Genomic DNA, 13541 nt, shown 5'->3' on the forward strand with positions numbered 1-13541 from the left:
CACCGGCAGGCATCGCCAGATGCCACAAACAAAAAGGCCGACTATTACTAGTCGGCCTTTTTGCAGAACTGGTGCCGGAAATAGGAATCGAACCTACGACCTACGCATTACGAATGCGCCGCTCTACCAACTGAGCTATTCCGGCGAAGGCGCGAATTGTAGGCAAAGCAGGCACCTCCGGTCAATGCGCCCTCCACATTTGACCGCCTCAAGCCTTCATAAGCTGCCTTTGGCGTTGCTGGCAGATGCGACTTGAACCAACAACCCAAGCCACGGGAGCGCGAGCGCGCCGGCTTGCGATCCCGCCACCTAGGCCCTACCGCCCCACCCGCCGCGCCGCCGCCAGCCGATAGGCCTGCAACCGCGTATGCAGCATGGGGTCGCCGGCGAAGCCCATGCCTGCTGGCAGCAGCGCCGGGTCGAAGGCCAGCTTGCGCTGGCTTGCCTGGTGCGGGTGCAGCCGTTCCAGCCAGATATGGCCGAGCGCGAAGGATGGCGCGGCCGGGTCCCAGGCGCGGGTGATGTCGGCCGGGTCTTCGCCCTCAGGCACCGGGGTGAACAGCAGCACAAATACCACCTTGCGCTTGGAGAGCTCGCCGCGCATGCGCCTGTCCAGGTAGTCCGTCCCTTCCGGCGGGGTACGCGCCACATAAGGCCGGGTCGCACGCACGCTGAGCCGGCCGATGCGCGCATGCCCGTCCGGGGCGATCAGTCGATAGGCGTGCAGCATGTGGTAATCCAAGGCGCTGAAACTGCTGCTGACAGCACCCGCACGCAATGCCTCGAAATGCGCCACGGCCGGACTGCTCGCCATCTGCGCGGCCAACAGCGCTGGCGAACGTTCGCGCTGGTTCACTGCATTCAAGAATGCAAGAAACGCTTCCGGGTTGCTTGCCGGGAAGCCTTCCAGCGAATGCCCTACCAACACCATCGCCGCCTTGTTGCCGATCCGCAGCGCCAAGCCACGCGGCTCCGCTGCGGGGCTGCGCTGATCGATATGCGGGTTGCCGCCGGAGCTTGAGAAACGCGCCAGTACACGCAGGTCCTCGCCACCGAATACCGCTGCCATGCAGAACCGCGATGCGGTGGAAGTCGCACGGAAGTGCCCTTCCACCAGCAGACCACGCGAATGGTTGACCCTGCCTCCACCGGCTATCTTTGCGCCGGTTTGCAGAGCGCCGACCAACGCCTGCGACAAGCCTGTCGCCATTGCCGTGTCCTCCTGCCATAACGCCGTGGCAGCAAACAGCAGCGCGCGGACGTGGGGTGCATATCAGTGCTCGCCCAATCCCGGTCGCAGCGCAATGTGTTTGTATTCCAGGAAATCTTCAAGCGCGGCCAAGCCATTGAGTCGTCCCAAGCCGGACTGCTTGAAGCCGCCCTCCTCGGTGCCGTCGAATACCCGCGCCCAGTCATTGATCCAGACCGAACCGGCATCGAGCGCCTCGGCCACACGCAAGGCGCGATCAACGTCCCGCGTCCACACGCTGGCGGCCAGGCCGTACTCGTTGTCGTTGGCTAGGCGGACCACCTGCGCCTCATCAGTGAAGCGCTGCAGGGTCAGCACCGGGCCGAAGGTTTCCTGCTGGATGATGTCCAGCGCATTGTCGAAGACCTCCAGCAAGGCCGGGCGGAAGAACGCGCCCTTGCGCAGCGGCCCGCTGGTGATGGGGCCACCGCGCTCCACCACCACCGCGCCAGCACTGATCGCAGCCTCCACCACCGCATCCACCCGCGCCACGTTTGCACGATCAATCAAAGGACCCATATCACTGCTCGGGTCCGCTGCCGGCCCCACCTTGACCGCGTGCAGCCGCGCGCCCATGCCGTCGCGTACTGCGTCGTAGATGGAGTCATGCACCAGCAGGCGCGAGCCGGTCATGCAGAACTGCCCACTGAATACAGTCAACGCTTTCTCGATCACCGGCAGTGCCTGCTGCAGGTCTGCGTCCTCAAACAGGATCATCGGCGTCTTGCCGCCCAGTTCCATGCCAAAGCGTTTGAGGTGTTTTGCACCGGTACTGCTGATGGCGCGCCCGGTGCGCGTGGAGCCGGTGAAGCTCACCACCGGCACATCCGGCGTATCCACCAGATAGCTGGAACCCTCCGGTCCGCTCTCGAAGAACAGATTTATCACCCCGCGCGGCAAGGAAGGGGCTTCGCCCATGATCCGGGCCATCATGCTGGCGGTCTGCGCCACCTGCGCAGGCAGTTTGATCACCGTGGTACAGCCGGCAGCCAATGCCGGCGCCAGCGAACGGATGGTAAGCACCACCGGCGAGTTCCATGGCGCAATCACCGCCGCCACGCCCATCGGTTGGCGCAATATCATCGACATACGGCCTGGTTTTGGCCGCAATGCACGGCCCGCTTCCAGCAACGCCGTTGCCGCCGAATAGCGCAGCTTGCTGGGCACCATGTCCAGCTCGAACGCGGCCTCTGCTGCCACCTTGCCGTTCTCCAACGACAGGATTTCCAGCAGGCTATCGCGGTTGCGCTCAAATGCCTGCGCCATCTGCTCCAACACCCGCGCGCGCAGTTCGTGATCGTGCGCCCACAGGGTCTGCTGGAAGGCCTGCGAGGCAGCCGATACGGCGGCCATCGCTGCGGCGCGGCCATTGTCCGGATAGCTGCCAATCACCTCGTAGGTAGCCGGATTTATCGAATCCTTGAGTACGCCATCAAAGCGCGGAATGCCGTTGATCCAGTTGGCGGCACGACGCGCTTGAATAGGTGACTTTGTTGCACCACTCATGGAACCTCCTTGATCATTGCTTACTGATGCGGCAAGCGCGAGCGGCGGTAGTGCAGCCAATGACGCATTATTTTGGCCACCAGGGCCTCAACCAGCGGCGCGCTGATATTGACCACGATCGGCACCACGATCAGGGTTGTTCCCAATGCGCGCAGCGGCAGCGGCCAGTGCCTGAAATCGATGGCAGAAGCGCGCAACAGCATCAGCACCAGCAGCACCGTCGGGTACACCGCCAGCCACACCATCGCCGTACGCCGCAGGCGGGCATACAGCAGCTCATGCTTCTTCACCTGTCCGCATCCCGCATCCACTGACTGATGCGCTCGGCCAACATGATCACGGTGGGATTGGTTGCCACGCAGGGCACGTCCGGGAACAGCGACGCATCAGCCACACGCAGGTGATCAATGCCGCGCACGCGCCCCTGGTAGTCGGCAACGGCGTGCACATCATCGGCGCCACCCATCGGTGCCGTCGAGGTCGGGTGGTGGTAGATATCCAGCGCCGATGGCAGTGCCGCTTCCAGTGCGTCATAGCCGGTGGACAAGGCACCCGGCACCATCTCTTCGGCGATCAGCCCAGCCAACGGTCCGGTGCGGGCAATACGGCGGATCAACTCGATGCCCTCCACCATCAACTGCCGGTCCTGCGCTTCGCTCAATAGATTGAGTTCGATCAGCGGCGCGGCGTCTGGCTCGCGTGAGCGCAGCTTCACCGTTCCCAGCGAGCGCGGCCGTGTCAGCGCCAAGGCCAGCATGAAGATGGCACCGGTAGGCGAAGTTTCCGGGTCACCGTAGTGCACAGCCGACACATGGAAGTCGCCCACGTTTGCGGCCGCCTTCGACGATTGCGTCCACAGGATCGCGCCGACCGGCGGCACCGGCAGGCCGAGCCGGTCCGGGCGTGCGGCCCAGGTGGTGTAGAAGAATGGATGCTCCTGCAGGCGCGTGCCAACCGGCAGGTCGGCCACGACATTTATTCCAAGCGCCTGCACTTCTGCTGCCGGGCCTATGCCCGAGCGCAGCAGGATGGCGGGCGTGCCATAGGCACCGGCGCACAGCACGATGTTGTTGCCCTCGATGCGCTGTCCGTCAGCCAGTACCACCGCCACCGCAGTGCCGGCCTCGAATGCAACCCGGTCAACCAAGGTCTCGCTGCGTATCGTCAGATTGGGGCGCTGCCGCACATCCAGGGACAGATAGGTCATGCCGGTATTCAGGCGCTGCCCCATTCGATTGTTCATCGGGTATGGGCCCACCCCGAACGGCTTGTCGCTGTTGAAATCGCTGACGTTTGCGAAGCCAGCCTGCATCGCTGAAGCAACGAAGGCACGCTGCATGTCGGACACTTCATCGTCCTGCAGGTAGTGGATCGGCCACGGTCCGCTACGCCCATGGAAAGCATCGTCACCGTGTACGGTGCGCTCGCTGCGCTGGAAAAACGGCAATACATCTTGTGCCGTCCAGTGTTCCAGGCCGGCTGCGGTCCAGCGCTCGAAGTCGCCCGCCGGTGCGCGCATCGCTACGCCGGCATTGACCGCGGAACAGCCACCCAATACCTTGCCGCGCGGCACCGGAATCGTCGTGCCGTAACGGGTGGGTTCGGAGATATAGCCCCAGTCGTGTGCCGCATCACCGCCGATGATGTGCTGCAGGCGTACCGCATCCGGGTAGGCATCCGGCAAGTAAGTCTGCCCCGCCTCGATCAACAGCACGCGCCGGAATGGCTCCTCGCTGAGCCGGCTCGCCATCACCGCGCCAGCCGAACCACCACCGACGATCACCACGTCGTACGCCGGCACTTCGACTCCCGGCTGTACACGCGCACTGTCACTCTGCACGCGCGTGCCTGTACCCGCGTATTTTTGCTGGGTAGCCATGTCGAGCCGCTCCTGTAGCAGAACTTCCAAACACCTTGCCGCCGCCACCAATCACGTCAGCACAACGGCGCCATGACAGTCATCGTCGGCTTCTGCTGGCGGCGATGGAATCCACGCAAGCTTCATGACAGTCAGGAAAAAATGTCGTCAGTCCTCTCGTCACTCGAATCTTTGAACGGCCTGATCGCTTTTGCGGCCGCCGTACAGGCTGGCAGCTTCTCTGCTGCTGGTCGGCAACTGGGGCTGTCCGCATCGGCGGTAGGCAAAGCGGTTGAACGCCTGGAGTTGCGCCTGAGTACACGGCTGCTCAATCGCACAACCCGCTCCTTGGCACTCACCAGCGAAGGCGAAGTGCTTTACCACTATGCCGACAAGGTGCTGAAGGATCTGCACGAAGCAGAGCGCGAACTGAGCATGCGCCAGCACAACCCCCGTGGGAGACTGAGGGTCAGTGCAGCACCGACACTTGCACGCAGGGCGCTGCTGCCATTGCTGCACGATTTCCATGCACGCTATCCCGAAGTGATCGTCAACATCAGCCTCGATGCGGCACACCTTGATATCGTCGAAGAAGGGTTCGATCTGGCCTTATGGACAGGTGAACTGGAAGACTCCAGCCTGCAGGCCAGGCTGCTGGGGTCGTATGCCTTGATCACCTGCGCCGCACCGACTTACTTCGCTGAGCACGGCATACCCGCCTCGCCTGACGAACTGGCTGACCACCACTGCCTGCACTATCGCCACCCGGACAACGAACGATTGGAACCGTGGCGCTACAAGGACAAGCTGATCCACAAACCAGCCTGCGCCAACAAAGCCCTGAATGATGCCGAAGCGCTCGTCAGTGCGGCGTTGGCCGGACTGGGCATCGTCCAGGTACCGGACTATATGGTACGCAACGAGCTTGCCGATGGCCGCCTTCTGGAGATATTGAAAGAGCATGCAACGGCCACCCGCGACGTCTTTCTGGTGTGGCCGCCACAGTCCGCGCAGATACCAAGGGTGCGCGTCTTCATTGATTTCCTCGTTGCCCAGCTGGGGCCCCAACTGAGCCAGGGGACTCCGTCATGAATCAATAAAGCCGGCCTTGTGGGCCGGCTTCAGAAGTTTGTCATTGCGCGCTGAGGCTCAGTCGACAAGGCGCAGACGCAGTTCCTTGGGCAGCGCGAACACCATCGACTCCGGCTCACCGCCGGTTTCGTGCACATCACCGGCGCCCAGTTCACGCAGACGCGCAATAACGCCATCCACCAGCACCTGCGGCGCCGAGGCACCCGCGGTCAGGCCGATGTGCTTCTTGCCGACCACCCACTGCGGGTCGATCTCGTGCGCGCCATCAATCAGATACGACTCCACGCCCTCACGCCGCGCAAGCTCGCTGAGCCGGTTGGAGTTGGAGCTGTTTGGCGAGCCCACCACCAGCACCAGATCGCACTGCGTGGCCAGGTCACGCACCGCATCCTGGCGGTTCTGCGTGGCGTAGCAGATGTCGTCGTTCTTCGGCCCCTGGATCTTGGGGAAGTGCAGGCGCAGCGCTTCGATCACCGCGCGCGTGTCATCCACCGACAAGGTGGTCTGGGTGGTGTAGGCGAAGTTTTCCGGCTGCGATACCTGCAGCGCCGCCACGTCTTCCACGCTCTCCACCAGGTAGATATGGCCTTTGCCCTTCTCCCGGTTCCACTGGCCCATGGTGCCTTCCACTTCCGGGTGACCTTCGTGGCCGATCAACACCACATCGCGGCCAGCACGGCAGTGGCGTGCCACTTCCAGATGGACCTTGGTCACCAGCGGGCAGGTGGCATCGAATACCTTCAGACCACGGCGATCCGCTTCCAGGCGCACGGCCTGCGAAACGCCATGTGCGCTGAAGATGACGGTATTCCCGTCCGGCACTTCGTCGAGTTCTTCAACGAAGATCGCGCCGCGTGCCTTCAGGTCGTCAACCACGAAGCGGTTGTGCACCACTTCATGGCGCACGTAGATCGGCGCGCCCAGGGTTTCGATGGCGCGTTTGACGATCTCGATGGCACGGTCGACACCGGCACAGAAACCACGGGGATTGGCGAGCAGTACATCCATCTTCAACGACTCCGACCGCTGACGGTCGCAAATGCGGGAACAGGTGCCGGCATCATCCGGCTTTCTTCTCGGCCTTGCCATCGAGCAGGCCCATCAGGGCGATACCGATGGCGCCGACCACGATCGCCGAATCGGCGATGTTGAACGACGGCCAGTAGTGATCACCGACATACCACTGGATGAAGTCGACAACATGACCGTGGATCTGGCGATCAATGACGTTGCCGATGGCACCGCCAATCACCAGTGCGTACGGCAGCGCACTGCGCCAGTTGGCACGCGGCGTGCGCGACAGCCAGAACGCCATCAGGCCACTGATTGCCAGCGCCAGCAAGGTGAAGAACCACAGCTGCCAGCCGCCGGCATCGCTGAGGAAGCTGAATGCCGCACCCGTGTTATAGGTGCGGTACCAGTTCCAGAAACCCTCGATCACGGGCACCGGGGTGAATTCAGGCAGGCTGGACAGCACCCAGGCCTTGCTCCACTGGTCCAAGCCGATCACGGCCACGGATACCAGCAGGTAGATCAACGCATTGGGTTTAACTGTTTTGGACTGCATGCAAACACCCGTAAAGATTGATCATCGAAGGAGCAGGAACGAAGCGGTTGCCCCACTCGTTCCTGATGTCTCCCCACTTGTTGCTGGCCCTTAGAACCAGCGACGGTCTTCGCCAGCACCGTCGATATTGCTGACGCAGCGGCCGCACAGCTCCGGATGCGCCGCCACCGAGCCGACATCGGCGCGGTAATGCCAGCAACGCACGCACTTGGCCTTGTCGGTTGGCTGCGCGCTGACAAACACCTCGTCAGTGGTTGCCGGGCGCACGCTGACGTCGCCACTGATGAACAGGAAGCGCAGTTCCTCGGCCAGCGGCTGCCAGCGCGCGGCCTGCTCTTCATTGGCGGCAACGGTGATCTCCGCTTCCAGCGCGGCACCGATGGCGCCATTGGCACGCATCGGCTCCAGCACCTTGGAGACCTGCTCGCGCAGTGCCAGCAACTGGTCGAAATCAGCGGCGTTGAGCTGCGCGTCGGCCGGCAACGGCGCCAGGCCGTCGTACCAGGTGGTGAACAGCACGTTCTCGGCACGCTTGCCCGGCAGGTAACCCCACAGCTCTTCGGCGGTGAAGGTCAGGATCGGTGCCACCCAGCGCACGAACGCCTCGGCGATATGGAACATCGCCGTCTGCGCCGAACGACGGCCGCGCGAATCTTCCTGCATCGTGTACAGGCGGTCCTTGGTCACGTCCAGGTACAACGAGCCCAGGTCGACGCTGCAGAAATTCAGCAGCAGCTGCACGATCTCGGCCATGTTGTAGTTGGCGTAGGCAGCCTTGATCTTCTCCTGCAGCTCGAACGCGCGATGCACGATCCAGCGGTCCAGGGCCACCATGTCCTGCAGCGGAACAAGGTGCTGGACCGGATCGAAACCGTCCAGGTTGCCGAGCAGGAAGCGCGCGGTATTGCGCAGGCGGCGGTAAGCGTCAGCATTGCGCTTGAGGATTTCCTGCGACAGCGACATCTCGTTGCTGTAGTCGGCCGAGGCGATCCACAGGCGCAGGATGTCGGCGCCCAGAGTGCGCATGATTTCCTGCGGCTCGATGCCGTTGCCCAGCGACTTGGACATCTTGCGGCCGTGCTCGTCCACAGTGAAGCCGTGGGTCAGGCACTGCTTGTACGGCGCATGCTTGTCGATGGCCACGCCGGTCAGCAGCGAGGACTGGAACCAGCCGCGGTGCTGGTCCGAACCTTCCAGGTACAGATCGGCCGGCTTGCCGAAGCCACGCGCCAGCAGCACGCCTTCGTGGGTGACGCCGGAGTCGAACCAGACATCGAGGATGTCGGTGACCTTCTCGTACTGCGCGGCTTCATCGCCGAGCAGCTCGGTGGCGTCCAGCGAATACCACACGTCGATGCCGCCCTGCTCCACGCGGTCGGCCACCTGTCGCATCAGCTCGACGCTGCGCGGGTGCGGCTCACCGGTTTCGCGATGGGTGAACAATGCAATCGGCACGCCCCAGGTGCGCTGGCGGCTGATGCACCAGTCCGGGCGACCGTCGACCATGCTGTTGATGCGCGCCTTGCCCCAGCTCGGGAACCAGCCCACGTTGTCGATGGCAGCCATCGCGTCGTTGCGCAGATTGGCCTTGTCCATCGAGATGAACCACTGCGGGGTAGCGCGGAACACCACCGGCGTCTTGTGCCGCCAGCAATGCGGGTAGCTGTGCTGGATTTCAAAGAAGGCCAGCAGCGCACCGCTTTCACGCAGCACCTCGACGATCAGCGGCTGTGCTTTCCACAGGTGCTGACCGGCCAGCTCGACCGTGCCCGCCGGCGGCGTCGACGGCAGGTAGACGCCACGGCCATCGATCGGGTTGATCTGGCCGGCGTTGTAGTTGTCCATCAGCCCGTACTGCTGGCTGACCGCGAAATCTTCCTGGCCGTGGCCAGGCGCGGTGTGCACCGCACCGGTACCGTCGGTATCGGAAACATGCTCGCCATTGAGCAGCGGCAGGTCGCGGTTGGCATAGAACGGGTGCGCCAGCAGCTGGTTTTCCAGCGCCGAGCCCTTGGCATGGCCATGCACGACCAGCTCGGCCACGCCATAGCGGCCCAGCGAGCGTTCGGCCAGCGCCGAGGCCAGCACCAGCCAGCGCGGCTGGCCGTTGTGGGCCGGGCCTTCGACCAGCGCGTATTCGATATCCGCACCCAGCGACACCGCCAGCGAGGCCGGCAGCGTCCACGGCGTGGTGGTCCAGATCGGCACCGCCACTTCCACACCGGCCGGCAGGTCCACGCCGAAGCTGGCCGCCAGTGCCTTGGAGTCACGCGCGGCATAGGCCACGTCGATGGCCGGCGAGGTCTTGTCCTGGTATTCGATTTCAGCCTCGGCCAGCGCCGAGCCGCAGTCGAAGCACCAATGCACCGGCTTGGCGCCGCGCACCAGGTGGCCGTTGGCGACGATCTTGGCCAGCGCACGGATTTCATTGGCCTCGAAGTCGAAGCTCAGCGTCTTGTACGGGTTTTCCCAATCGCCGATCACACCCAAGCGCTTGAAATCAGCGCGCTGCAGATTGATCTGCTCTTCGGCGTACTCGCGGCACTTCTGCCGGAACTGCTCGGCATCGAGCTTGACACCAACCTTGCCCCACTTCTTTTCGACCGCGATTTCGATCGGCAGGCCATGGCAATCCCAGCCCGGCACGTAGGGCGCATCGAAGCCGTCGATGTAACGCGACTTGACGATGATGTCCTTGAGGATCTTGTTGACCGCGTGACCCAGGTGGATCTGGCCGTTGGCATACGGCGGGCCGTCGTGCAGCACGAACAGCGGGCGGCCCTTCGCGTTTTCACGAAGCTGCGCGTAAATGCCCTGCTCTTCCCAACGTGCCAGGATGCCCGGCTCACGCTTGGGCAGGTCGCCGCGCATCGGGAATTCCGTTGCGGGCAGATGGAGGGTGGCTTTGTAATCCTGGCTCACGCGGTAGCTCGCAATCTGTGTTCGTTGAGGATGCGACGCGCCTGTTCTGCGTCGCGGTGCATCTGCACGGTCAACGCCGGCAGATCGTTGAACTTCTCTTCATCCCGCAGCTTGGCAACAAATTCAACTTCGATATGACGACCGTACAGGTCGCCGTTGAAGTCGAACAGGTGCGCCTCCAGCAGCGGCTCCACACCTTCAACCGTGGGGCGCGTGCCGAAGCTCGACACCGACGGCCACGGCTGCTCGAACACACCGTGTACCCAGGTAGCGTAGATACCAGAAAGTGCGGGTGTTTTCGGGAAACGCAAGTTGGCGGTGGGGAAGCCCAGGGTGCGGCCGAGCTGGCGCCCGCGCACGACGCGGCCGCCAATCGAATACGGGCGGCCCAGCAACTCGCCGGCATGGGCGAACTCGCCAGCCACGATCAGCTCGCGGATACGGGTGCTGGAAATCCGCTCACCGTTCAGGTGAACCGGCTCGATCTCACCGGCAACAAAGCCCAGTTCGGCACCCATGGCCTGCAGCAAGGCGATATCGCCGCCGCGGCGGTTGCCAAAATGGAACTTGGGGCCGATCCAGACTTCGCGCGCACCGAGCCGGCGCACCAGCATGTCGCGCACGAAATCCTCGGCGGTGATCGCCGCCATCTTGGCGTCAAAGCGCAGCAGGCCGACGCTGTCGACACCGAGCTCGCGCAGCGTGGCAACCTTGTCCCTGGCCAGCATCAGCCGTGGCGGCGGGTTGTCCTTGGCGAAGAACTCGCGCGGCAAGGGCTCAAAGCCCAAGGCCACGGCCGGCACACCCAAGGCGCGGGCACGGGCGACCGCGTGGCGCACCAGCGCCCGATGGCCCAGGTGCAGGCCATCGAAGGCACCAATGCAGACCACGCTTCCCTGCGGGAACAACACCCCGCCTTCGACGTCTCTAAAAAGCCTGCTCATTCCATCCGGATCCGGCCCATACGGGCCGGTTCTGTCGTGTGTAGCCCTGAAGTATAACGGGGCCGACCACGCTGTCGGCTTACTGGCCGCGCAGTTCGCGCGGCCGGTAGCCCATCAGCAGCAAACCGGCGGCATAGACGGCGCCACCGGTGCCGACCAGCACCGCCAGACGCCAGCCACGCTCCCACCAGGCCCAGGCGGTCCAATCCGCCCACAACAAGCGCAGCGCGACCACCGCCACCAGCATCAATACGCTGGCCACCAGCAGCTGCAGCAGGAACCGCCCCCAGCCAGGCTGAAGCTGGTACACCCGCGCCCGGCGCAGGTACCACCACAGCTGCAGGGCATTGGCCCAGCCAGCCACCGCAATGGCCAGCGCAAGCAGCGCATGCGCGCCTTCCACCTTCTTCAGTGCCTCCAGCCATTGCCCATCGGCGGCGACAAGTGCGGCCTGGCCCATGGGGCTGAAGGAGAACATGGCGACGAACAGCAGCACCGTACAGACGATGTTGATGAGGATTGAGGCGACCGCCGCCTTCACCGGGGTGCGGGTGTCCTGCCGCGAGTAGAAGGCCGGCGCCAGCACCTTGACCAGCAGGAACGCAGGCACGGCCAGCGACTGCGCCATCAGACTCAGGCTGCTCATGCGCATGTCCTGTTCCGAGAACCGGCCATATTGGAACAGGGTTGCCAGCAGCGGCTGCGCGCACAGCACCAGGCCGATACACGCCGGAATGCCTATCAACAGGCAGAGCCGGAAGCCCCAATCCAGCCCCTTGGAATAGCCTTCAGGGTCCGAACTGGCGTGGCGACTGGACAGGTGCGGCAGGATCACGGTGCCGATGGCCACCCCGAACATGCCCAGCGGGAACTCCAGCAGGCGGTCGCTGTAGTACAGCCAGGTCACGCTGCCACCCATCAGCATCGAGGCTGCCAGCGTGTTGAACAGCAGGTTGACCTGGGCCACCGAGGAACCGAACAGGGTCGGCACCATCAACTTCATGATCTTGCGCACGCCAGCGTGGGCCAGGTCCAACCGGGGCCGGGGCAACAGCCCCAGCTTCGCCAGCGACGGCAACTGGAACGCGAGCTGCAGGATGCCCGCCACAAAAACGCCCCAGGCCAGCGCCAGCACCGGCTCATAGCCCCAGGCCTGCATATGCGGCACCAGGCACAGCGCCGCGGCGATCATCGAAATATTGAGCAGGATCGGCGACAGCGCGGGAACGGCGAACTTCTGGTAGCTGTTGAGCACCCCGCCCACCAGTGACGCCAACGAGATGAACAGGGCGTACGGGAAGGTGATCTGCAGCATCAAGGTAGCCAGCTCGGCCTGCTCGCTACCCGGCGCAAAGCCCGGCGCGAACACCCGCATTAGCCAGGGCGCCAGCACGATGGCCAGACCCGTCATCACCAGCAAGGAGGCGGTCAGCACGCCGGCAACCCGGTCCACCAGCGCCTTCACTGCCGCGTGGTCGCCTTTGGCCTTGTACTCGGCCAATACCGGCACGAATGCCATCGAGAACGAGCCCTCGGCGGAAAGGCGGCGCATGAAGTTGGGAATCCTGAACGCGACCACGAAGGCGTCCATGGCCGCACTGGCACCGAACACATGCGCGTAAACTTGGTCGCGGACCAGTCCGCTGATGCGCGACAGGAACGTCATGGAACTGAATACAGCAGTGGATTTGAGCAAACGGCCGCTCATGCAACTCCCTCTTGACAACTTGACTTGACGTTCTTTCAGCCAGCCATCATACTTGCATGCTTGCTGTTCCCACCACATCGATTTTCAGGAAACCACCACTGTGGCCAATATCAAGTCCGCCAAGAAGCGCGCCAAGCAGACCGTTGTGCGCAACGCGCGCAACACGGCTCAGCGTTCGATGCTGCGCACCGCCGTCAAGAAGGTGATCAAGGCTCTGGATGCCAACGACGCCGCTGGCGCCGAGGCAGCCTTTGCCGTCGCCCAGCCCATCCTCGACCGTTTCAGCGCCCGTGGCCTGATTCACAAGAACAAGGCTGCGCGTCACAAGAGCCGTTTGACTGCACGCATCAAAGCCATCAAGGCTGCCTGATCCGCGCAACAACCTGGAGTCGCAAGACTCCCGGCATGAAAAACCCGGCCTTGTGTCGGGTTTTTTGTTGGGCGGAAATCGGGGGGGTACGAGCGCCCTCCTCCGCTCGCGGGCTGATGGTTCGCAATAGGAGCGCCGACTGAACGCTGCAGTCCGGCCGAGTGCGCGACGAGGGCCTGGGCGGTGCCTGATACGCACCCACCCCACAGATACCAGAAGCCCAGACTTGGACTTTGACTGTGTAGCGTTGACTCTGCGACTTTGAGCCTCAGCCTGGGGCATCCAGTTCAGACTTCCGACTTCGCGCCTTGGGCCTTGGGCCTTG

Annotated in this window: 11 protein-coding genes and 1 tRNA gene; 2 read left to right on the top strand and 10 right to left on the bottom strand. The window is 63.6% G+C overall.

Annotated elements, in window-relative coordinates; genetic code table 11:
* Nucleotides 1-69: 69 nt before the first annotated feature.
* From ABB27_RS15545 to ABB27_RS15565, 5 genes are all read right to left on the bottom strand, one after another.
* A tRNA-Thr gene (locus ABB27_RS15545) sits at nt 70-145 on the bottom strand.
* A 171-nt stretch (nt 146-316) separates the two neighbouring features.
* The gene (locus ABB27_RS15550) at nt 317-1210 is read right to left on the bottom strand and encodes a catalase (RefSeq protein ID WP_057629699.1); all 894 of its coding nucleotides are present in this window, start codon (nt 1208-1210) and stop codon (nt 317-319) included.
* A gap of 63 nt (nt 1211-1273) precedes the next feature.
* Nucleotides 1274-2755: an aldehyde dehydrogenase family protein gene (locus tag ABB27_RS15555; protein WP_057629700.1), complete on the bottom strand. Its 1482-nt coding sequence runs from the start codon at nt 2753-2755 to the stop codon at nt 1274-1276.
* Nucleotides 2756-2775: 20 nt separating this feature from the next.
* On the bottom strand, nt 2776-3045 hold the full coding sequence (locus tag ABB27_RS15560; RefSeq protein WP_057629701.1) for a putative antibiotic biosynthesis monooxygenase: 270 nt from the start codon (nt 3043-3045) through the stop codon (nt 2776-2778).
* On the bottom strand, nt 3042-4634 hold the full coding sequence (locus ABB27_RS15565; RefSeq protein WP_083491345.1) for a GMC family oxidoreductase: 1593 nt from the start codon (nt 4632-4634) through the stop codon (nt 3042-3044). Before ABB27_RS15565 ends, ABB27_RS15560 begins: the two co-directional genes overlap by 4 nt.
* Before the next feature lie 72 nt (nt 4635-4706).
* Here ABB27_RS15565 and ABB27_RS15570 point away from each other — a divergent pair, with 72 nt between their 5' ends.
* A complete protein-coding gene (locus ABB27_RS15570; RefSeq protein ID WP_211263720.1) occupies nt 4707-5705 on the top strand; it encodes a LysR family transcriptional regulator in 999 nt (332 codons plus the stop codon).
* A gap of 57 nt (nt 5706-5762) precedes the next feature.
* Here the strand turns inward: ABB27_RS15570 and ispH are convergent, their stop codons facing one another.
* The 5 genes from ispH to murJ form a co-directional block, all read right to left on the bottom strand.
* Complete coding sequence (gene ispH, locus ABB27_RS15575) at nt 5763-6713, bottom strand: 4-hydroxy-3-methylbut-2-enyl diphosphate reductase (protein WP_057629703.1); 951 nt, start codon at nt 6711-6713, stop codon at nt 5763-5765.
* 52 nt (nt 6714-6765) lie between these two features.
* Nucleotides 6766-7272 carry a signal peptidase II gene (lspA, locus tag ABB27_RS15580; protein ID WP_057629704.1) on the bottom strand — a complete coding sequence of 169 codons (507 nt, stop codon included), beginning with the start codon at nt 7270-7272 and terminating at the stop codon, nt 6766-6768.
* A 90-nt stretch (nt 7273-7362) separates the two neighbouring features.
* A complete protein-coding gene (ileS, locus tag ABB27_RS15585) occupies nt 7363-10194 on the bottom strand; it encodes an isoleucine--tRNA ligase (protein WP_057629705.1) in 2832 nt (943 codons plus the stop codon).
* The gene (locus tag ABB27_RS15590; protein WP_057629706.1) at nt 10191-11138 is read right to left on the bottom strand and encodes a bifunctional riboflavin kinase/FAD synthetase; all 948 of its coding nucleotides are present in this window, start codon (nt 11136-11138) and stop codon (nt 10191-10193) included. The genes ileS and ABB27_RS15590 overlap by 4 nt, the downstream gene beginning before the upstream one ends.
* A 79-nt stretch (nt 11139-11217) precedes the next feature.
* On the bottom strand, nt 11218-12846 hold the full coding sequence (gene murJ, locus ABB27_RS15595) for a murein biosynthesis integral membrane protein MurJ (RefSeq protein ID WP_057629707.1): 1629 nt from the start codon (nt 12844-12846) through the stop codon (nt 11218-11220).
* Between the two features lie 100 nt (nt 12847-12946).
* Between murJ and rpsT the strand changes: the two genes are divergently transcribed.
* On the top strand, nt 12947-13216 hold the full coding sequence (rpsT, locus tag ABB27_RS15600) for a 30S ribosomal protein S20 (RefSeq protein ID WP_057629708.1): 270 nt from the start codon (nt 12947-12949) through the stop codon (nt 13214-13216).
* The last annotated feature ends 325 nt before the right edge of the window (nt 13217-13541 follow it).

Origin of the sequence: Stenotrophomonas terrae (assembly GCF_001431465.1) — a bacterium.
In the GTDB taxonomy this organism is placed as follows: domain Bacteria; phylum Pseudomonadota; class Gammaproteobacteria; order Xanthomonadales; family Xanthomonadaceae; genus Stenotrophomonas; species Stenotrophomonas terrae.